Raw genomic sequence first — 19,770 nt, 5'->3', positions numbered from 1 at the left:
TCCCGCGAAAAGCACCCTCATGCTATTCCAATTCCTTACGCGGGTGAAGGGAGTTAAGAGGTATTCACGCACTAAGGAAAATTCGCCAGTTATTGGCGTCCCTCTCCCCAACCCTCTCCAGCGAAAAGACATATCCTCATACTATTCCAATTCCTTACGTGGGCGAGGGAGTGTAAGGGAGGCATTCACGTGCTAAAGAAATTCGCGAGTTATTGTTGTCCTCTCCCCAACCCTCTCGCGAAAGACACCCTCATCCAATTCCTTGCGCAGGTGAGAGCGGTTAATGAGGTCAGTTATTTGCTACGTGCTATTCGTCTCGCAAACCTGTCGCGACGGGGGTCACACCAATATTTGGATTTACCCCGCAATCATCCAATAGCTTGAGCAAATTATTCCCTCTTCTGGTTAACCGTTTCACGCAATAGGCCTGTAAATAACTTTGTAGAACATAATAATATTCCGGCAAGGTCAGGATAGTCAGAATTTTCTCCGCGCGCTCGATATGATGACGGTTAGCATAATCACAGGCTTGAAATAGCACAGCAGCAAGCATAGAGGCAAAACTTGCTTTCCTTACTGGATCAGCTAAATAAAAGCGATGCACGCATTCATCCAGCGCCCGATCTTTATCCCATTCAACCCAGATATCATAAAGGTTCATAGCAATATCAGGTTTAAACTGCTCTATGCCCTCTAAACTAAGCTGCTGTAAGGCATAGGCTACCGGGACTATCGCCTGCACGTTAGCCCAGGAACAATTTCCTGAAATTTGTGAACTAATCGGCATTTGCGTGATTGGCAATAAACCCAATTGCTGATTAATTATATGATGAAAATAACGTCGACTTTGTTTTTTATATAAAAACTCTTCTATAAAATGAGCATTGAATGCTTCAGGGCGAGTGATGCGATAAATGTTGGCAGAGCCTTCCGTCAGGCTATTTTCACCACGATCAATCTTGGCCCACCATTGCTTATAACGAATAAAACATAAGGCATGACCACGGCTCGCGGCTGGCAATATCAATATAGGGGCTGTTTTGATAATCTGGGTGAGGCGTGCTTTATGTCGTTCATTTAAATGACGATGATGCTGCAATTGCAACAGTTCAGCCGCTAAGCCAAACGCATCCATAATGGTATATAAATAAGGGAATTGTTCACGCAAATGGCGAGTCGAATAACTACTCGTAAAGCGGCGCAAAGAGTCTTTGACGATTGCAACAGTAAACTCAAGAATAAACCCTTCATAATCTAATTCAATGAATTCTCCCTGCGCATTAACAATATCCACGTCACCTTGTAATTCATAACGATGCCCAAGTAACTTGCCATGAATAAAATCCAGCGCGAAATCAAGTTTAGCCCCGTATTGATAGAGCAAATGCTTGAGTGGATCTTGAGCCCTTAAAACAGGATAGACTAAGACTGACAAACCGGCACGCGTGTAAGCATTTGCGTCGGCGCCATGAGTCAGTAACAATCGGGCAAGCTCAATATCATTATTATCGACCGCCCAGTGTAGGGGAGTACGACCCGTAACATCTGGTTTATTCACATTCACACCGCGAGCGAGCAATTGCTCTGCAATATTAATTTGCTGCGTAATTGCACACTCGATCAAAGGGGTAAAACCATACTCGTCCGTATCATCTAACGAGTCCCCTAGACGTAGATAATGCTCAAAGTCAGGCATACGACAACTGATGATATCATTGGCGATAGTCATAAGCAGTCCTAGGGTTTAAATTCAGGGGTTGAAGAAAATTTAGGCATATTACCCAAACGCAATTGCTTTTCCAGTTGCTCTTCCCGTTCCCGATTCTGCATCTCGGTATAGGCTTCTGAATTTAATGGCGGATCCGGGCTCAATGGTCCCGTATCGATACCATCAAAGATCTGCCTGTCTAACCAGGGATGTTGATGAATACTATTCTGTAACTCACCCTCGGGAGCATTTTTTTGTTGCTCCTCGTGATGCTCACGGGCATTCACCTTCGCTAATTGGCGATGACCTTGCTGCTCTGCCTCGCGTTGCTCTCTACCCATCAGGAAGGTTTCGTCGACCAAAAAGGAACCGCCCTCAAAGCCAGGAGGCATTCGAGTCGGTAAACCAGTACCACCCTCCTTAGTACCAGAATTCCCAGTATTAGTATCTTCAATATCGGGATCGTGTAAAATTTTTTTCGTCATAACCACAAGTATAAATTATAAATACTCACGTTGCAGAATTTCAGCAATCTGTACTGCATTAGTTGCCGCACCTTTGCGAATATTATCTGCTACAACCCACAGGTTTAAGCCGCAGGGATGAGAAATGTCTTGCCTGATACGACCAACAAAGACTTCATCATGACCCACAGCATGAGTAATAGGTGTCGGATATTGTAATTTAGCCACCTCGTCAATTACCCGAACTCCTGGAGCCTTAGACAACAATTTACGTGCCTCAGCAGCGGTCAGAGGGGCTTTTAATTCAAGATGAATTGCTTCTGAATGACCATAAAGGACAGGGACTCTCACTGCGGTTGGGTTAACAAGGATAGTCTCATCTTCCATAATTTTCCTGGTTTCCCAGACCATTTTCATTTCTTCACGGGTATAACCATTTTCCTGAAATTCATCAATATGTGGCAACACATTAAAAGCGATCTGTTGTGGATAAACTGACGATTTCATTGGGCGACCATTCAATAACTCTCCCACTTGATTGACTAATTCGGTGATCGCTTTTTTACCTGTACCCGAAACAGCCTGATAAGTGGCCACATTAATACGGCTAATTCCCACTGCATCATGTAGCGGCTTCAGAGCAACCACCATTTGAATCGTGGAGCAATTAGGATTCGCTATAATACCTCGGTTAGTATATTCAGCGATGCGATGTGCATTGACCTCTGGAACCACTAACGGAATATCATCGTCATAACGAAAACAGGATGTGTTGTCCACCACAACACATCCGGCAGCCGCTGCAATCGGAGCAAATTGTTTTGAGACGGAACCACCGGCAGAAAACAACGCGATGTCAACTTGACTGAAATCAAAGGTAGATAAATCTTCAACATCCAACTGCCTATTATTAAACGTTACCGTCTTACCTACTGAACGTGCACTAGCAAGTGGATAAAGATTATCAACAGGAAAATCACGCTCTTGCAATACGGTGAGCAATGCTTCCCCCACTGCGCCTGTTGCACCCACAATAGCAACATTTAATCGTCTATTCATTACTACCTCGATCTTATAGGTTCTATCATCAAACTTTAAACCGCTGTCCCCACTTGACGCAGATACCTGGTTATTATTTATTCTGGGCTTTATGCCGCAGGTAATGATCCATCAACACTAAAGCCATCATTGCTTCAGCTATAGGAACGGCTCGAATACCCACACAGGGATCATGACGGCCTTTGGTAACAACGGTTACTTCCTCGCCTTGAGTGTTAATTGTTTTGCCAGGCTTGATAATACTTGAAGTAGGTTTCAAGGCAAGACTGACTTGCAGATTTTGACCCGTTGAAATCCCGCCAAGAATACCGCCAGCATTGTTGCTTAAAAAGCCCTGCTTTGTCATTTCATCACGATGTTCACTACCTAACTGACTAACGGCAGCAAAACCCGCGCCAATTTCCACTCCTTTCACTGCGTTAATAGACATCATAGCATAGGCAAGTGTCGCATCGAGCTTGTCAAAAACAGGATCACCAAGCCCTACAGGAACACCACGAGCCATCACTGCAATTCGGGCACCAACCGAATCACCCTGGCGACGTAATTGATCAATATAATCTGCCAACTGCTGTATTTGATAATCGTTAGGACAAAAAAAAGGATTATTGTTTATTTCACTTTCCGCAATAAAATCGATGGTGATCGTACCCATCTGCTGCAGATAACCAATTATTTCAATACCCACCATACGTTGCAAATAGAGACGGGCAATCGCTCCTGCTGCAACCCTGGCTGCCGTTTCGCGAGCGGATGAGCGGCCGCCACCACGATAATCACGATGTCCATACTTGTTGTGGTAGGTAAAATCAGCATGTCCTGGCCGAAATAAATCCTTAATCTCGCTATAGTCACTGGAACGCTGATCACTGTTTTGAATTAACAGCGCAATGGGAGTCCCGGTAGTTAGTCCCTCAAAGACACCAGAAAGGATTTCCACTTTATCCTCTTCTCGTCGTTGAGTCGTATATTTGGACTGTCCTGGCTTGCGCTTATCGAGAAAGGGCTGAATATCTTCAGCACCAAGCGCTAAGCCTGGGGGGCAACCATCAACTACACAACCTAACGCTTTGCCGTGACTTTCACCAAAGGTCGTTACCGTAAACAATGTACCCAATGTGTTTCCACTCATTACTTATTACCAAAATAGGCTTTTAATTGCTGGCAGGTTAATAGAAACACGCCTTGGCCGCCATGTTCAAAATCAAGCCAGGTAAATGGCAGCTGGGGAAACGCGTCAACTAAAGCATATTCGCTGTTCCCTACCTCAACGACTAAAATGCCTTCCTCTGTTAAGTAATCATGGGCGTTTGCCAGGATTTTTTCAACAATAGCCAAACCATTATTCTCACACTCCAAAGCTAATCGGGGCTCATGAGTATATTCATCCGGCAAGGTTTGCATTTCTTCATAGCCCACGTAAGGAGGGTTAGAAACGATCAAATCATAGCGAGCTCTAGGCACATTGGCCCAGCAGTCTGATTCAATCAGGTTAAGAACCTCTTGCAAGCCATGACGAGCACGATTAATCGCTGCTACTTCCAAGGCGTCTGCTGAAATATCGACTGCATCAACTACTGCTTCCGGGAATGCGTAACTGCAGGCAATCGCTATGCAACCACTTCCCGTACAAAGATCAAGTACACGCTCTACGTTATCAGCAACAAGCCAGGGAGAAAATTGCTCTCTAATGAGCTCCGCGATGGGTGAGCGTGGGATTAACACGCGCTCATCAACATAAAAAGGCAGTTCACAGAAATGGGCTTCCCGCGTTAGGTATGGCACCGGAACTTTATCGATAATCCGTCTTGCCAAACGTTCGTTGAGCATTTGTTTTTCAGCAGGTGTCAATCGAGCTTGCAAAAGCAAGGGATCAACATCGGGCGGTAACGATAAACTGCCTAGCACCAAGGCCATCATGTCATCCCAAGCGTTATCCGTACCATGTCCATAATACAAATCAGCAGCCCTTGCCTGAGTTAAACCAAAACGCAAGAAATCAACAAGGGTTGCAAAATCAGCCGTAAGCGCTGCATAAGAATCAGTCATAACCTTACCTTAATCATTAGACTTTCCGTAGACCCAAAGAGGGAGAGGAAAACCATCGATGCATACAATTATCACAAATTGTACGCTAATTCCGATTCTTTGTCCTTAGGCCCCGTATATACGTTATAATTTTAAAAGTACTTCAAATGTCTAAATTAACGAGTTCTATGTCTAATGATTTTCTGTCTGAGGAAGACAAGGCTTTATTTCGCCAGGTCGTGGAAAAAGTGAAGCCTCTACCCAAAAACAAAAAAATTGTTTCCGAAAAGGCTAAAAACCCGCCTCAGGCAACAAAGTCGCCCACCTATCGTTCTCAATCCCCCATGACAAAGGAGCATGACTTTTATTTATCGGATTATTACACCGAGGTCGTACAAGCAAGCACTCTACTGAGTTACTGTAATCACAGTATTCCAGCCAAGCGATTGCGGGAATTAAAAAGTGGACAAATTTCCTGGCAAGCCAGACTCGATTTGCATGGCTTACGCAGTGATGACGCAAAAAATGCCTTGATCCAATTTATTAGACAACAACATGCCTTGGCTCACCGTTGCCTTTTAATTATTCATGGCAAAGGCAGCCCCCAAGGGGAGCCCCCTGTCCTAAAAAATTTGGTTAATCACTGGCTTCAGCAATTTCCTGAGGTATTAGCTTTTCACAGTGCTTTAACTCGTGATGGTGGTTCAGGTGCTTTATATGTCCTGTTAAAGCGCCAGAGAGAGTAAAAATGATAGGATGAAGATTTCTATTATTTGGGTACTCAAAAGAGGTCTTTTGGAATAACTCCAATTTTGGCGAAATGACGTGGTTCTATTTACATTTCAGATTGAATTTATCCTCATAAACCCTTACTATTTGTACAAAATTTTTAACGACCTTATCATGAGCAAACAAGCGATTATTATCGGAATATCCGGCCCCTCTGCTTCTGGTAAAAGTCTTCTGGCTAATACTATTGTCACTGAACTTGGTTCAGAGCAAGTTGTTGTGATTTCGGAAGATGCTTACTATAAAGACAACAGCCACCTCCCCTTCGCGGAAAGAGAAAAAATTAATTACGATCACCCTGAAGCGTTTGACCACGCCCTGCTTTGTGAGCATCTGCGTCAATTACAACAAGGGGAATCCGTTAATATTCCTATTTACTCCCATTCGAAGCACATTCGTTTGCCAGAAACACGTTATGTCGGCCGCCATACGATTATTGTCCTGGAGGGTATTTTATTATTTACCGACAAGGCACTGCGCGAAGTTATGGATATTCGTATTTTTATGTCCACGCCTTTGGATGTTTGCTTGACCCGCCGCCTGAAGCGGGATGTGGTTGAACGACACCGCTCGTTTGAATCAGTCGTCCATCAGTATGAGACAACAGTAAGACCAATGTATTTACAGTTCATTGAACCCTCAAGTCGGTACGCTGATATCATTGTCCCTCGCGGAGGGGAAAATCGTATTGCTATTGACATGATCCAAGCAAAAATGCGTGAGTTACTTGCAACGCACTCAAAAGATTAGAAGGAGAATAATGTGGGATTTTTAAGCGGGAAAAAAGCATTAATTGTTGGCCTGGCTTCTAACCGATCCATTGCCTATGGCATTGCCCAAGCCTTTCATGAGCAAGGTGCAGAACTAGCCTTTACTTACCAGAATGAAAAACTGCAAAGCCGCGTAGAAACCATGGCCGCTGAATTTAATTCCAGCCTTACCTTTCCTTGTGATGTTGCCAGTGATTTAGACATAAAATCTGTCTTTGAACACTTGGGAAGCCATTGGGATAAACTGGATATTTTAATCCACTCAGTAGCCTTCGCACCCGCTGATCAAATCAGTGGTGACTTCATTGAACAAGCTAACCGCGAGGGCTTTCGTATTGCCCATGATATCAGTGCCTACAGCCTGGTTGGCCTGACGCAAGCTGCCTTACCGATGATGGAAGGCACCCAAGGATCGGTTCTGACCTTAAGCTATTATGGTGCCGAGAAAGCCGTACCTAACTACAACGTCATGGGTATCGCCAAAGCGAGTCTCGAAGCCGCTGTTCGTTATCTAGCTGCCAGTTTGGGTCCAAGAGGACTACGAGTCAATGCGATTTCAGCAGGCCCTATTAAAACACTAGCAGCAGCGGGGATTAAAGACTTCCGTAAAATGCAAACTGCTTATGCGAATACCACCCCATTAAAGCGCAATGTTACTGCAGAAGAAGTGGGTAATACAGCTGCTTTTCTATGTTCTGATTTGGCCTCGGGAATTACCGCAGAAGTGGTCCATGTTGACGCGGGTTACCATGCAGTTTCAATGTCAGATCTCACCTAACCTGTTTTGCTTCTTTTAAGTGATAGTGCTCTATATATATAGGGCACTTCATTTTGATTCAGTTTCTGGAATGACTAAAGTCATGTAACTTTATGCGTATTACCACGCAGTTGCAAAATCATATAAATTGAATCAATTAACTAAGTAAGCGCCTTTGCAAAAAGGCACTTACTCAGTACAACGACTAGCTGAAATATTGTGGTGGGGCAGATGGCTGCATGAAAGCCTGTGGATCAGGATACATCGCGTAAACAGGAGGCTGGTAGTAATCCCAGCGGCGTAAGTCAAAGTGAATCGTCTCATCACCTTGGCGTAAAGGAACTGTTACAGGTCCTTCAAGAAGCGAGTCAGCACCTAAATCACCTGCACGTATTTTTCTTATGAGATCAAGATTTTCCTGCACTTTTCTGCTATTCGCCCCAAACGATCGTCGATGCAGCAAAGTAGGTACGCCCTCTTCACCCAACTCAGACCGTAGAGTAAAAATAGCATATTTTACCCGCATCAGATCGAAGCCCCTCTGGAATAAATGACGCTCTTCTTCTGCAGTTAAAGTAAAACGATTCGGATCGTTGGGATCCAGGGCATCAGGATTGGTTTTCCGCAAAATATAGTTCTGTACTTTATCCGTAACGAAACAACCTAATCCAGCACCAATAATGGTTAAACAAGTCAGAGACAAAACAACCACACCTACTGGACTGCTTAGACCAGCTAGCAGAGCAAGGTTCATTAATGGCGTTGCAGCAAAAGCCGAGCTTAAGACAGAGGTAACGTAACCAGCAGCAAGCATACCTGCCATTGTTGTCATTCCTTGCAGCCAACCCTCATTATATCGAAAACGATCGAGACTATTTAAGGCTTGACCTAGCATATAATAAAGCGCAAGCGTTGCCAGAACCAGGAGCAAGGCAGCCAGGGCGGCTAAAAAGAGGAAAGCGATCACATCACCATTATTCTTCTTCTCATCCTTGTTTGAACGGCCATGACTATGGCTAGAGGAATGGTCAATAACAACAACTTGAGGTGTCATTATGGAGCGCCACAAAAACCAGTTAAATAATACGTCATTGCTGGCACAATAACAGTGGCGACGGTGTCGGTACTCGTTATAGTCTTCAACGTCGATATTAATTTGAACAAATTGGGGATGGGCAAAAAATGCTTGCGGTTGATCTACCTGTGCAAAGGCCGGGCGCGTGCTCAGAAAAGTATTCAACGCGTGCATTACTTTATCGGCCTCTCTTTGGCAGTCTTCCTGGTTACCAGCTAAACTTAACCAATACAAGTTGCTAGCAGGATTATTTAAAGCGAACAGGACTCTTCGTCTTAATTCATCTCTAATTTGTTCCATTGAGAGCTGAGGGTTTCGCCTGCTTGCTAATTCATTGTAATCGTTAGTGAGCTGTAAAAAAAATTTTGCTAATTGGTTATCGGTAAATTTCGCCATTACATCCCCTTTTAACTTAGGTTTAATGTCTGTCTATCTTAGCCTTATGAACCAAATTATTGACGTACAAATCGTAATCCATTAAGCCATAGTTGGCTTCAATTTGTTGGGCTAAGCTTGCCTGTTGTTCCTTATCAAGCAATGACAATTGGCCATCATTGATTTTTTTCAATCGCACGATGACATAATCACCATTACTTAAGCTGCGTCCATCACGACTATTAGTACGCGGCAGGCTAAAGGCTAAATCATTAACCGTAGCATCTGCTTTGTCTGTATCGCGTGTTGCTTTATCTACCTCTTGCCACTGCAGCTGATTGGTTTGCATGAGCTTGTCTTGCGCACCAACCTCTTCCTTGTTCGATAGCAATTCTATACCTAATTGCTTTGCCCGCTTCCCAGCCTCTTGCAAGGCTAATTTTTTAGTGATGGCATCACTGACTTGCGCCAAAGATTTCTTGGCGGCGGGTATGTGTTTATTAACTCGTATGACCACAACACTATCATTGTCTAATTGCACCGGTTCGCTGTTATTGCCAAGCTCCAAGACATCATGACTGAAAGCCGCGTTGACTACTTGCTTGTTTTTACCCAATTCACTATTGCTACCGCGTCGCGAAAAAGGCTCAGTCTGCTCAACTTGCAATTTTAATGCATCGGCTACAGGGGTCAGCGAATCTGGCGTCTGATAACTTAAATCGGCGAGCTGCTCTAAGGCTTGCGCATATTGAGCCTGTGATAACTCAATTATTAATTGCTCTTTAATCGTTTCTTGGACGTCAGACAATGGTTTTAATGCTGCTGGCTTATAAGCCACCAGCTTAAAAATCTCATAGCCGTGGACAGCTTTTACTGGCGGCGAAATTTGTCCTGGTTTGGTTAACTTTGCCAAGGTTTTATCAAAACCGGATTGACCTGCAACCAGCCAGGGCAAAATACCCTCGTTGGCAACAGACAATTTATCATCCGACATGGTTTTGACCCATTCGTTAAATTGAAGAGGATTGTTTTGCAGGGCTTGGTAAGCTTCCTCAGCTTTTTGCTTTATCTGCTCCTGGGTCTCTGCAGTCGCATTTTCTGGAATAGCAAATAGGATATGAGCAACCTGCCACTGTGCCGGCGTCAGAAAATTACTTTGATTATCTTCATAGTAGCGCTTGATCTCCTCATCACTGACCTTCGTTGCGTCCTTGATTTTTTGCATAGATAAGCGGACATAATCGAGCGAGACTTTTTCTGGTTCAAGAAATTCTTTTTGATGCTTTTGATAATAAGCATTGACCATTTCAGAAGAAACATTCCCTTCTTTGATAAATAAAGACGTTGGTATTTGCACATACTCGTAATCTCGAGTTTGCATGTAGAGCTTAACAAACCGTTCAATCTCATCGGGTAGAGCAAAGGCACTCCCTATAAACGCAAAACGCTGCTGATTAAGCAGCATGCCTTGCCTGACTTCTTTTTGAAAAGATTCCGGAGTAAAGATGGCTCCGCTCAGTGCTTGTTGGTAACGTTCTGCCGAGAAATGTCCATCTTCCTGAAATTGAGGGATATTAACGATAGCTGCATTCGCTTGTTCTGCGCTCACCTCAAAGCCACTGGACTTTGCTGCCTGCATAGTGACTTCATTAACAATCATATTTCGCAGAACCTGGTTCTTCAAGGCTACTTCGCTAGCCGCTGTCATTTGCGACGGATCACGCTGCTGGCGGGCTCGCCTATAATTTGCTTCGAAAGCCTGTTTACTGATCGGCTGGCCATTCACATCAACCTCTGCGGTTGAGGTCTGACGCGATTGCATATAATAATCCACGCCGAATAAGGTAAAAGTGATAACAATCAAACCAATGACTATCCAGGCTATGACACCTTGTATGCGTTCGTTCAACTTCTGCAACATGTTCGAAATTCCATATTGGTGTTTCGCAAGAAAATACTGACTTAACGTGGTTGGTAAAAAAAACGCGCCCTTCGGCGCGTTAATCTTGGCGGAGTGGACGGGGCTCGAACCCGCGACCCCCGGCGTGACAGGCCGGTATTCTAACCAACTGAACTACCACTCCAATTCTTGGTGGGTGCTGCAGGGATCGAACCTGCGACCCTCGCCTTGTAAGGGCGATGCTCTCCCAGCTGAGCTAAGCACCCAAAAACTCTACTGCACAGCTTCCTTCAAGTTCTTACCAGCTTTGAACTTGGCAACACGTGAAGCTTTAATACGAATGGTCGCTCCAGTTTGTGGATTTCTACCGGTACGTTCAGAACGGTTACCAGTGGAAAAAGAACCGAAACCAGGCAGCACAACTTGATCGCCACTTCTTAAAGCATCGGTCACGGTAGTCATAAAAGTATCGAGAACTCGACTAGCGTCTGCTTTAGTTACGCCAGAACCACTTGCAATTGCTTCAATCAATTCACTCTTATTCATCTTTTCCCCTATCAGTTATTCTTCCTTTATCCGAAGCGATTAAAACAGATTCATCAACCTCAGTCAAGCAGTCACATCCTTGCATCGCCCGCCAGTAGCGGGCAACGGAGTGAAATATACTCGGTATTAATGGGCATGTAAATCCTTATTTTTACTTTTTTTAGAACTTTTTCCTTTTGCAGCCTCATGAATGGTCGGAATAGGTGTATCAACGATCGGACTACGCTGTAAAGCGAGCTCTAATACCTGCTCAACTGTCTTCACAGGATGGATGGTCAGTTTCTTCAATACGTTATCAGGTATCTCTTCCAAATCCTTGCGATTCTCCTCAGGAATAATAACATGCTTAATCCCACCCCGATGGGCAGCAAGCAGTTTTTCCTTCAGGCCCCCGATAGGGAGTACTTGACCACGCAAGGTTATTTCCCCGGTCATAGCCACGTCAGCACGTACAGGAATATGTGTTACTACCGAAACTAAGGCTGTACACATACCAATACCGGCACTAGGACCATCCTTGGGTGTTGCCCCTTCTGGAACGTGCACATGGAAATCATTTTTATCGTAAAAATCATCCGCCAAACCAAAAGCCTTCGCCCGACTTCTTACTACCGTCATTGCAGCGTGGATCGATTCCTGCATCACCTCACCTAATTGGCCAGTATGTGTGGTTTTACCCTTACCTGGCATCATAGAGGCTTCTATGGTCAGTAATTCACCGCCTACGCTGGTCCAGGCTAACCCGGTGACCTGCCCTACCTGATCAAATTCTTCGGCAAGCCCATAACGGTATTTTTTAACCCCTAAATATTTTTCAATATTAGTACGGGATACTGCTACTTTTTTCACCCGCTTGCCTGTCAGTATTTCTTTGACCACCTTACGACAAATACTGGCTATATCGCGCTCCAGATTACGGACACCTGCTTCACGGGTATAATGACGTACAATTTCACGGATGGCACTTTCACCAATATTGATTTCGTTTGGCTTTAGACCATTCAAAATCAATTGCTTGGGCACCAAATAGCTTTCTGCAATATGGATCTTCTCATCTTCGGTATAACCAGCCAGACGAATAACCTCCATCCGATCAAGGAGCGGTGCAGGAATTTCCAGTGAATTAGCCGTCGCTATAAACATTACATCACTCAAATCATAATCGACTTCTAGATAGTGATCGTTAAAGGTATGGTTTTGTTCAGGATCAAGGACCTCTAGCAAGGCAGAAGCTGGATCACCACGGAAATCCATGGCCATTTTATCTACTTCGTCCAGCATGATTAGAGGATTTTTAACACCGGCTTTGCATAGTTTTTGAATTATTTTTCCTGGCATAGAACCAATGTAGGTTCGTCGATGACCGCGAATTTCCGCTTCATCCCTTACACCACCTAAAGCGATACGAATAAACGTTCTGCCCGTCGCATTAGCGATTGATTGGCCTAATGAGGTTTTTCCAACCCCCGGAGGTCCTACCAGACATAAAATAGGTCCTTTCAAACGTTTTACACGTTGTTGTACCGCAAGGTACTCAATAATCCGCTCTTTCACTTTTTCGAGGCCATAATGCTCTTTATCCAGCAATTTCTCCGCCTTCAATAAATCAAACTGGATTTTATTTTTCCTTTTCCACGGTACACTAAGCATCCAGTCTAAATAGTTGCGAATGACGGTTGCTTCCGCGGACATGGGTGACATCAATTTTAATTTTTGCAGTTCAGCAAGCGATTTCTCTTTGGCTTCTTTAGGCATTCCGGCTTTATTAATCGAGTTTTCCAATTGCTCAATTTCATTGCCTTCTTCACCCATTTCGCCGAGTTCTTTTTGAATCGCTTTAATCTGCTCGTTGAGATAATACTCTCGTTGGCTTTTTTCCATTTGACGCTTAACGCGACCGCGTACTCGTTTTTCAACATGAAGCAAGTCAATCTCGCTTTCTATCGCTGCCATTAATCGCTCAAGGCGTGTTCCCACATCAGTCGTTTCAAGTAATTCTTGCTTATCATCTACTTTGAGGGATAAATGGGCTGCGATGGTATCAGCCAAACGGCCAGGCTCTTCGATACTTGCCAGGGAACTTAATACTTCCGGCGGGATTTTCTTATTAAGCTTGATATATTGCTCAAATTGAGACATCAAAGAGCGCATTAAAATTTCAATTTCTTGTTCTTTTAAGTCAGAACTAACTTCCTCTATAATCTCCAGGGAGGCCTCGAGATAGCCTTTTTCTTGAGAATAGGCTGTTACTTTTGCCCGTTGCTCACCCTCAACCAATACTTTGACGGTGCCATCAGGTAATTTTAATAATTGGAGAACGCTGGAAATCGTACCGACCGTAAAAACATCCTGTGGAGTTGGATCGTCATTAGAGGATTTACGTTGAGCAACCAGAAAAATCTGTTTACTGTCAATCATTGACGCTTCTAAGGCCTTAATTGATTTCTCTCGCCCGACAAACAAGGGAATAACCATGTGCGGATAAACAACAACATCGCGCAGAGGTAACACAGGTAACGGTGATATCAAGTCATTTTCTTCTTCAGTCGCTGTGAATTCATTTTCGCTTTCGCTAGACATAATAAGCCCTTATTCAAACGATAATCCTAAGAGAAATAGTATGGCCTTCAGTTGAAACGCCTGCTTTTTAAGCAAGCGTCCTGGACGGCCCTGCTGGATTTAGTCCCGATAAATTCCAGCAGCGCAGATTGCTACTGCTACTACACGCTTTCTTATTCCCTTCCACCTGCAGCAGATTGTTTACCTTCTTCGCCTTCATAGACAAGGATAGGCTTTCCGACGCCATTGATTACACTTTCATCAATAACAACTTTATTAACTCCTTCGATGGAAGGTAATTCATACATGGTGTCTAAAAGAATATTTTCAAGGATGGCACGCAAACCACGAGCACCAATTTTTCTTTCCAACGCTTTTTTAGCAATCAGGCGCAGAGCATCATCCCGAAACTCCAATTCTACACCTTCCATTTTAAATAAAGCATGGAATTGCTTGGTCAGCGCATTTTTTGGTGTGGTAAGAATATCCACTAACGCATCTTCATCTAACTCGTGTAAGGTTGTTACTACCGGTAAACGGCCAACAAATTCAGGAATTAAACCATATTTAACCAAATCCTCTGATTCGAGGGAGTCTAGTACCTTTTCCATTTCCTGGCTGTTTTTTGGATTTTTGAGCTGTGCAGAGAAACCTATTCCAGATTTATCGCTGCGCTCACGAATCACCTTCTCTAATCCGGCAAACGCGCCTCCACAAATAAACAGGATATTGGAGGTATCTACTTGAAGAAACTCTTGTTGTGGATGTTTACGCCCACCCTGTGGAGGCACAGAGGCAATAGTCCCCTCTATCAATTTCAGCAGTGCTTGTTGCACACCCTCGCCTGATACATCACGGGTAATAGAAGGATTATCCGATTTACGCGAAATCTTATCGATTTCGTCGATATAGACAATACCTTGTTGGGCTTTATCAACATCATAATCGCATTTTTGCAACAATTTCTGGATGATATTTTCAACATCCTCACCCACATACCCTGCTTCAGTTAAGGTAGTCGCATCAGCCATGGTGAAAGGTACATTGAGTAAACGCGCCAACGTTTGAGCAAGCAAGGTTTTACCGCTACCCGTGGGCCCTATAAGCAAAATGTTACTTTTACCCAATTCAATACCATCTTCTGTTTTATGGTGTAATCGTTTGTAATGGTTATAAACTGCTACCGATAAAACCTTTTTGGCATGGGGTTGCCCGATCACATATTCATCAAGAAAATTGGAAATTTCTTTAGGTGTAGGTAAATGGGTCTCAGCTTCCTCTGGAATGTCTTGGGTTTCTTCACGAATAATATCATTACATAATTCAACACATTCATCACAAACAAAAACCGAAGGGCCTGCAATTAATTTTTTTACCTCATGCTGGCTCTTTCCACAAAAAGAACAATACAAGACTTTTTCATTATCGCCGTTACCGGTTTTACTCATCTACGAACCCCTCTTTTTACTGTTACTACACCAGTGTAGTAATCTAGAGTATCTATTGCTTATCAGTCCCTAAAATAGCCTCACCCACTGATTGTTACCTCTTTTAGAAGGACTTAAACCAATGTTGTGACAAATACGTCGAGTTAATAATAGACATCCTAGTAAAATTTTAGACAATCGGAAAAATAACGCCAGTTCGCTTTTACTAAAAAAGCGAACTGGCTGCTTTAATTACTCAGTTGTAGCCAACGCATTGCGGTCGTAGAGAACCTTATCAATCAAACCATATTCCATCGCTTGGGTAGCACTCATAAAATTATCACGCTCCGTATCACGCATAATTTGATCGGGTGTCTTCTTGGTGTGATTGGCCATAATGCTATTCAAACGCTCGCGCACCGCCAATGTTTCCCGGGCATGGATTTCAATATCCGTTGCCTGACCTCGATACCCACCTAGCGGTTGGTGAATCATGACTCTTGAGTTGGGCAAACAGAAACGTTTTCCGTCAGCACCGGCACATAGCAATAACGCTGCTGCGCTGGCTGCCTGGCCAATACATAAGGTACTGACATCAGGCTTAATAAACTGCATGGTATCATAAATTGCCAAGCCAGCAGTAACGACCCCGCCCGGCGAATTAATATACAAAGCAATGTCTTTCTCTGGATTCTCGGACTCCAAAAACAACAGTTGAGCCACTACCAGGTTAGCCATATGATCTTCAACTTCCCCTAAAAGAAAGATAATTCGTTCTTTCAAAAGTCGTGAGTAAATATCATAAGAGCGCTCACCTCTGGAGGTTTGCTCAATAACCATCGGTACTAACCCACTGGCATTTCTTATTAAGTTGTCTGCATAACCTGACATACTTACTCTCCTTTATTCTCAGCGTCCTTTTTAGGGTTCATGACCTCTTCGTAGCCCATTTTTTTGCGCTTAAGTTTAGCATCTTCACTGATTTTTTCAGCAACAACTTCTTCCATAACCAGCGCTTCTATTTCAGCCAGGCGTTCTTTGCTGCCTTGATACCAAGCACGCAATTCATCAGGGCTTTCATAGGCACTGGCAAATTTTTCAATCATTGCATCAACACGCGCTTTATCAGCAACCAATGCATGCTTTTTCACGTATTCAGAGAACAGTAAACCAAGATGAACACGCTTTTTGGCTTGCTCTTCGAACAACGCGCGTGGGAAATCAGGTATCTTCTCATCATCAGAATGCTCGTGACCAAAAAGACGATGATACATATCATGCTTTAAATGCTCGATTTCTTTATCAATCAGAGCCACTGGCAGATCAAATGTATTTAACTCCATTAATTTATCAAAAAGCTTCTCACGGTTCATCGAGCTTACTCGGCGCTCTAATTCACGAACCATGTTCTCTTTGATATCTTTTTTGAGCGCATCAATACCACCCTCGGTGATATTAAATTTCTCAGCAAACGCTTGATCTAATTCTGGTAATTTACCTTCCATGACTTTCTGGATGGTAATTTTAAAAGTTGCTTCTTTACCCGCTAATTCTTTGTGGCCATAATCTTTTGGGAAAGTGACTTTAATATCAAAAGGCTTGTCTTTTTTACCACCGATTATACCTTCTTCAAAGCCTGGAATCATCGCGCCAGAACCAATAACCAGTTCATGCCCCTTAGCACTACCGCCTTCAAAGGCCTTATCATCAAGGAAACCTTCAAAATCAATGACTGCTTTATCGCCTTTAGCCACTGCACGTGAAACCTCGTGCCACTCTTTGTTTTGCTCACGCAATTTTTCCAGCATATCGGAGACGTCGCTATCCTTGACTTCAGCATGAATAGTTTCGACTTCTGCCTGATTTAATTCTGTAATGGTAAATATTGGAAATACTTCAAAGACGGCGGTATATTTAAAGTCTTTCCCTGCTTCAAGCTTCTCAGGCTCAACAAAGGGTGACCCAGCGGGAACCAGTTCGTTTTTTTGCAACGCTTCAAATAACGTTGATTGCATTATTTCTCGGGCTACTTCTTCACGGACGCTATGTGAAAAACGGCTCTTTACTAAACTGAATGGAACTTTACCGGGGCGGAACCCATCAACCTTTACTTTACGAGCAAGATTGTGGAGACGCGTGCTCACTTCTTCCTCTACTTTTTCGGTTGGCACCGAAACTGTTACTTTACGCTCCAAACCTTTCAAGGTCTCAACAGAAACTTGCATCTAGTCACCTCACGGAAATTATCATGTAATGGTGCGAAAGGAGAGACTCGAACTCTCACGGGTTACCCCACTGGAACCTAAATCCAGCGCGTCTACCAGTTCCGCCACTTTCGCAAACAGGGTGGAATTATCAAACAGTATAACTGTCTTGTAAAGACTCAGGATGAATCTTAAGGATAAGATGGCTAATTGACTCTGAAGTCTGGGGTGAACGATGGGACTCGAACCCACGACAACCGGGATCACAACCCGGGGCTCTACCAACTGAGCTACGCTCACCATAATTATTCTTGCCAACTTTGTTTTAATCAGGAATTCTGCACTAAGGCTGGCACGCCCGGCAGGATTCGAACCTGCTACCCTCGGCTTAGAAGGCCGATGCTCTATCCAGATGAGCTACGGGCGCAAACTGAAACTGGTCGGGGTGGAGAGATTCGAACTCCCGACATCCTGCTCCCAAAGCAGGCGCGCTACCAGACTGCGCTACACCCCGTCGTTAACCCGTCCCCGAGGACAGAGCGCAAATAATACCCGCAGCGACTCTGGAGGTCAATAGTACTTTTGATATTTCTACTATCTTGGCGCTTATGCCTTGATTTTCTGTGCTTCGCTACTCACGTACTCGTATGCATGCTCCGCTGCGATGCTCGAAAATCAAAGCTAAGCACTCCTATTTAATTCAAGATAAAAATCTATTGTAGGCTATTGATAGCTTAGCTTTTCGGTTAGCATTAACCTATTCTCGACTGTATTTAGTTCGCTATGAAAATACAACTTTTGCCTTTGTTTGATAATTTGGACAATCTCCACAAGAACCAAGACAATGTCATCCTTCCGGCACAGGACTATCAACAGGATTTCTATCATAGTCTGAACTTTCTCAAAAGTTATACCGGCAGCCAGGGAACTTTCAATAGTTATCGCCGCGAAGCCGAGCGCTTGTTGCAGTGGTGTTGGCACATTAAGAAAACCACTTTATCTGCATTAAAACGCGATGACATCGAACAATTCATCCGCTTTTGCCAAAATCCTCCCCAAAGCTGGATCGGTTTAAAAAAGGTACCGCGATTTATCGAAAAAGAGGGCAAACGGATTCCTAACGCCGAGTGGCGCCCTTTTGTCGTCACCCAATCCAAAGCGGCAAGAAAGCAAGGTAGCAGTTTATCAATAGAGCAATTCAATTTATCGCAAGGTGCTGTGCAGGAAATATTTGCGATTTTAAGTACCTTCTTCAATTTCCTGATTGCCGAAGAATACCTTGTTTCCAATCCCGTCGCCTTGATTCGGCAAAAAAGCAAGTTTATTCGTAAACGCCAACAAAATGCGCCTGTCAGACGGCTTAGCCTGATACAATGGGAGGCGGTCTTAACTGCGGCCGATAATCTGGCTGAAGACGAACCGGAAAAACATGAGCGGACCCGATTTATCTTAAGCATGCTCTTTGGGATGTATTTACGCATTTCAGAACTTGCCGCCAGTGAGCGCTGGATCCCGTGTATGAATGATTTTGCCAAAGACAGTAACGGTCATTGGTGGTTCACTACGGTTGGCAAAGGCAACAAGGAAAGGCAGGTTGCGGTTAGTGAAGCTATGCTCGCCAGTTTAATCCGTTGGCGAGGTTTTTTAGGCTTATCCCCATTACCCTCCCCTGCTGATAATTCGCCGCTTATTCCAAAAATTCGCGGTGTTGGCCCCATGAGTGATACAGCGCCTATTCGCCGTCTGGTACAGCTATGCTTTGATCTGGCTGCTGCCCAATTACGTCAGCGTGGTCAAACGGAAGAGGCAGATAATTTAAGTGCAGCAACCGTTCACTGGTTAAGACACACGGGAATCTCGGAAGATGTAAAAATCCGCCCGCGCGAGCATGTACGCGATGATGCAGGCCATAGCTCAAGCGCCACAACCGATCGTTATATCGATGTCGAAATGCAGGCACGTTATGAATCAGCGCGCAAAAAACAAATTGAAGTCAACGACAATGAATGAAAACGTTGTCAATTTAAAGTGGCAATTCATTTCATTATTAAGTGAATAGCTGGTAGCCTTGATGCAGCGTAGCGTAATCAAGGTATTCACTTTCCAAAA

General features: G+C 43.9%; 16 protein-coding genes and 6 tRNA genes. 4 read left to right on the top strand and 18 right to left on the bottom strand.

The genetic code is table 11. The annotated features are described in order from the left end of the window. Positions 1-307: 307 nt before the first annotated feature. From ankH to prmB, 5 genes are all read right to left on the bottom strand, one after another. Positions 308-1,729, bottom strand: a complete 1,422-nt coding sequence (ankH, locus tag ACN4Z1_RS03255) for a Dot/Icm T4SS effector AnkH/LegA3 (RefSeq protein WP_228363333.1) — start codon at positions 1,727-1,729, stop codon at positions 308-310. A gap of 8 nt (positions 1,730-1,737) precedes the next feature. Then, complete coding sequence (locus tag ACN4Z1_RS03250) at positions 1,738-2,193, bottom strand: hypothetical protein (protein ID WP_115221861.1); 456 nt, start codon at positions 2,191-2,193, stop codon at positions 1,738-1,740. A gap of 15 nt (positions 2,194-2,208) precedes the next feature. After that, entirely contained in the window at positions 2,209-3,231 is a 1,023-nt protein-coding gene (locus ACN4Z1_RS03245; protein ID WP_228363334.1) for an aspartate-semialdehyde dehydrogenase, read from the bottom strand. A 73-nt stretch (positions 3,232-3,304) separates the two neighbouring features. Then, positions 3,305-4,363: a chorismate synthase gene (aroC, locus tag ACN4Z1_RS03240; protein WP_228363335.1), complete on the bottom strand. Its 1,059-nt coding sequence runs from the start codon at positions 4,361-4,363 to the stop codon at positions 3,305-3,307. Beyond that, complete coding sequence (gene prmB, locus ACN4Z1_RS03235) at positions 4,363-5,280, bottom strand: 50S ribosomal protein L3 N(5)-glutamine methyltransferase (protein ID WP_228363336.1); 918 nt, start codon at positions 5,278-5,280, stop codon at positions 4,363-4,365. Before prmB ends, aroC begins: the two co-directional genes overlap by 1 nt. 167 nt (positions 5,281-5,447) lie before the next feature. Between prmB and ACN4Z1_RS03230 the strand changes: the two genes are divergently transcribed. The 3 genes from ACN4Z1_RS03230 to ACN4Z1_RS03220 all read left to right on the top strand — a co-directional run bounded on the left by ACN4Z1_RS03230 (position 5,448) and on the right by ACN4Z1_RS03220 (position 7,596). Beyond that, positions 5,448-6,005 (top strand): Smr/MutS family protein, encoded by a 558-nt coding sequence (locus ACN4Z1_RS03230; RefSeq protein ID WP_228364074.1) that lies wholly within the window; start codon positions 5,448-5,450, stop codon positions 6,003-6,005. Positions 6,006-6,162: 157 nt separating this feature from the next. Next, positions 6,163-6,798, top strand: coding sequence for a uridine kinase (gene udk, locus ACN4Z1_RS03225; RefSeq protein WP_058446894.1), 636 nt, complete (start codon positions 6,163-6,165; stop codon positions 6,796-6,798). A gap of 12 nt (positions 6,799-6,810) precedes the next feature. Then, complete coding sequence (locus tag ACN4Z1_RS03220; RefSeq protein ID WP_115221867.1) at positions 6,811-7,596, top strand: enoyl-ACP reductase FabI; 786 nt, start codon at positions 6,811-6,813, stop codon at positions 7,594-7,596. Between the two features lie 184 nt (positions 7,597-7,780). On the opposite strand, the gene ACN4Z1_RS03215 is transcribed toward ACN4Z1_RS03220, so the two are convergent. The 13 genes from ACN4Z1_RS03215 to ACN4Z1_RS03155 form a co-directional block, all read right to left on the bottom strand. Further along, on the bottom strand, positions 7,781-9,046 hold the full coding sequence (locus ACN4Z1_RS03215; RefSeq protein WP_228363337.1) for a hypothetical protein: 1,266 nt from the start codon (positions 9,044-9,046) through the stop codon (positions 7,781-7,783). Positions 9,047-9,068: 22 nt separating this feature from the next. After that, a complete protein-coding gene (locus tag ACN4Z1_RS03210; RefSeq protein ID WP_228363338.1) occupies positions 9,069-10,946 on the bottom strand; it encodes a SurA N-terminal domain-containing protein in 1,878 nt (625 codons plus the stop codon). A gap of 86 nt (positions 10,947-11,032) precedes the next feature. Continuing rightward, positions 11,033-11,109, bottom strand: a tRNA-Asp gene (locus ACN4Z1_RS03205). 6 nt (positions 11,110-11,115) lie between these two features. After that, positions 11,116-11,191 (bottom strand) — tRNA-Val (locus tag ACN4Z1_RS03200). A gap of 7 nt (positions 11,192-11,198) precedes the next feature. After that, positions 11,199-11,471: an HU family DNA-binding protein gene (locus tag ACN4Z1_RS03195; RefSeq protein ID WP_019216274.1), complete on the bottom strand. Its 273-nt coding sequence runs from the start codon at positions 11,469-11,471 to the stop codon at positions 11,199-11,201. 126 nt (positions 11,472-11,597) lie between these two features. Beyond that, complete coding sequence (gene lon / locus ACN4Z1_RS03190; RefSeq protein ID WP_115221870.1) at positions 11,598-14,051, bottom strand: endopeptidase La; 2,454 nt, start codon at positions 14,049-14,051, stop codon at positions 11,598-11,600. Between the two features lie 152 nt (positions 14,052-14,203). After that, positions 14,204-15,478, bottom strand: a complete 1,275-nt coding sequence (clpX, locus tag ACN4Z1_RS03185) for an ATP-dependent Clp protease ATP-binding subunit ClpX (protein ID WP_115221871.1) — start codon at positions 15,476-15,478, stop codon at positions 14,204-14,206. 231 nt (positions 15,479-15,709) lie between these two features. Then, positions 15,710-16,348, bottom strand: coding sequence for an ATP-dependent Clp endopeptidase proteolytic subunit ClpP (gene clpP / locus ACN4Z1_RS03180; RefSeq protein WP_115221872.1), 639 nt, complete (start codon positions 16,346-16,348; stop codon positions 15,710-15,712). Positions 16,349-16,350: 2 nt separating this feature from the next. Further along, positions 16,351-17,682, bottom strand: coding sequence for a trigger factor (gene tig, locus ACN4Z1_RS03175; RefSeq protein ID WP_115221873.1), 1,332 nt, complete (start codon positions 17,680-17,682; stop codon positions 16,351-16,353). 29 nt (positions 17,683-17,711) lie between these two features. Beyond that, positions 17,712-17,796, bottom strand: a tRNA-Leu gene (locus tag ACN4Z1_RS03170). A gap of 89 nt (positions 17,797-17,885) precedes the next feature. Next, positions 17,886-17,961: transfer RNA gene (locus ACN4Z1_RS03165), tRNA-His, on the bottom strand. Between the two features lie 50 nt (positions 17,962-18,011). After that, a tRNA-Arg gene (locus tag ACN4Z1_RS03160) sits at positions 18,012-18,088 on the bottom strand. A 10-nt stretch (positions 18,089-18,098) separates the two neighbouring features. Continuing rightward, positions 18,099-18,175, bottom strand: a tRNA-Pro gene (locus ACN4Z1_RS03155). 269 nt (positions 18,176-18,444) lie between these two features. Between ACN4Z1_RS03155 and ACN4Z1_RS03150 the strand changes: the two genes are divergently transcribed. Beyond that, complete coding sequence (locus tag ACN4Z1_RS03150; RefSeq protein WP_228363339.1) at positions 18,445-19,671, top strand: tyrosine-type recombinase/integrase; 1,227 nt, start codon at positions 18,445-18,447, stop codon at positions 19,669-19,671. Positions 19,672-19,770: the final 99 nt, after the last annotated feature.

Origin of the sequence: Legionella sp. ST3F1 (assembly GCF_048553315.1) — a bacterium.
Taxonomy (GTDB): domain Bacteria; phylum Pseudomonadota; class Gammaproteobacteria; order Legionellales; family Legionellaceae; genus Tatlockia; species Tatlockia donaldsonii.
Note: the sequence above shows the minus strand (reverse complement) of the source record. Positions and strands in the feature narration are given on the sequence as shown.

Bases quoted from the DNA above. Each gene is read 5' to 3' on its own strand.
- aroC (WP_228363335.1), bottom strand. From the start codon at position 4,363: ATGAGTGGAAACACATTGGGTACATTGTTTACGGTAACGACCTTTGGT.
- tig (WP_115221873.1), bottom strand. From the start codon at position 17,682: ATGCAAGTTTCTGTTGAGACCTTGAAAGGTTTGGAGCGTAAAGTAACA.
- ankH (WP_228363333.1), bottom strand. From the start codon at position 1,729: ATGACTATCGCCAATGATATCATCAGTTGTCGTATGCCTGACTTTGAG.
- ACN4Z1_RS03150 (WP_228363339.1), top strand. From the start codon at position 18,445: ATGAAAATACAACTTTTGCCTTTGTTTGATAATTTGGACAATCTCCAC.
- lon (WP_115221870.1), bottom strand. From the start codon at position 14,051: ATGTCTAGCGAAAGCGAAAATGAATTCACAGCGACTGAAGAAGAAAAT.
- ACN4Z1_RS03230 (WP_228364074.1), top strand. From the start codon at position 5,448: ATGTCTAATGATTTTCTGTCTGAGGAAGACAAGGCTTTATTTCGCCAG.
- ACN4Z1_RS03245 (WP_228363334.1), bottom strand. From the start codon at position 3,231: ATGAATAGACGATTAAATGTTGCTATTGTGGGTGCAACAGGCGCAGTG.
- ACN4Z1_RS03250 (WP_115221861.1), bottom strand. From the start codon at position 2,193: ATGACGAAAAAAATTTTACACGATCCCGATATTGAAGATACTAATACT.
- clpX (WP_115221871.1), bottom strand. From the start codon at position 15,478: ATGAGTAAAACCGGTAACGGCGATAATGAAAAAGTCTTGTATTGTTCT.
- udk (WP_058446894.1), top strand. From the start codon at position 6,163: ATGAGCAAACAAGCGATTATTATCGGAATATCCGGCCCCTCTGCTTCT.
- ACN4Z1_RS03195 (WP_019216274.1), bottom strand. From the start codon at position 11,471: ATGAATAAGAGTGAATTGATTGAAGCAATTGCAAGTGGTTCTGGCGTA.
- clpP (WP_115221872.1), bottom strand. From the start codon at position 16,348: ATGTCAGGTTATGCAGACAACTTAATAAGAAATGCCAGTGGGTTAGTA.
- ACN4Z1_RS03215 (WP_228363337.1), bottom strand. From the start codon at position 9,046: ATGGCGAAATTTACCGATAACCAATTAGCAAAATTTTTTTTACAGCTC.
- ACN4Z1_RS03210 (WP_228363338.1), bottom strand. From the start codon at position 10,946: ATGTTGCAGAAGTTGAACGAACGCATACAAGGTGTCATAGCCTGGATA.
- prmB (WP_228363336.1), bottom strand. From the start codon at position 5,280: ATGACTGATTCTTATGCAGCGCTTACGGCTGATTTTGCAACCCTTGTT.